This window comes from Arenibacter sp. 6A1, from assembly GCF_012272855.1.
Lineage (GTDB): Bacteria > Bacteroidota > Bacteroidia > Flavobacteriales > Flavobacteriaceae > Arenibacter.
In genome coordinates, this window is sequence record NZ_JAAXCQ010000058.1 from 1 (window position 1) to 634 (window position 634).

Genomic DNA, 634 nt, shown 5'->3' on the forward strand with positions numbered 1-634 from the left:
TAGCTCCTGTTTCTCCTTGAATACCTTGTTCTCCAGTCGCCCCCGTAGCTCCGGTCTCACCTTGAATACCTTGTTCGCCTGTTGCTCCAGTAGCTCCGGTCTCACCTGTGATACCTTGTTCTCCTGTTGCCCCGGTAGCTCCTTGGATTCCTTGTTCACCTGTTGCACCCGTGGCTCCTGTTTCTCCTTGTTCACCAGTAGCCCCGGTAGCTCCCGTTTCACCTTGAATACCTTGATCACCTGTAGCCCCAGTTGCTCCGGTCTCACCTTGGATTCCTTGTTCCCCTGTGGCTCCAGTTGCTCCGGTCTCACCTTTGATACCTTGTTCTCCTGTTGCCCCGGTAGCTCCTGTTTCTCCTTGAATACCTTGTTCTCCAGTCGCCCCCGTAGCTCCGGTTTCACCTTGAATTCCTTGATCCCCTTTGGCCCCAGTATCACCTTTATCTCCTTGTATACCTTGTTCCCCTGTTGCACCAGTTGGACCAGTTGCCCCGGTTTCACCTTGGATACCTTGTTCGCCAGTTGCTCCAGTGGCCCCGGTCTCTCCTTGGATTCCTTGTTCACCTGTTGCACCCGTGGCACCAGTAACTCCGGTCTCACCTTGAACACCTTGTTCCCCTGTCGCCCCCGTAGC

At 54.9% G+C, this 634-nt stretch carries 1 pseudogene; it reads right to left on the bottom strand.

From position 1 onward, the window contains the following. Window positions 1–634 (bottom strand): annotated as a pseudogene (locus HCG49_RS18420) (hypothetical protein); the annotation flags it as partial.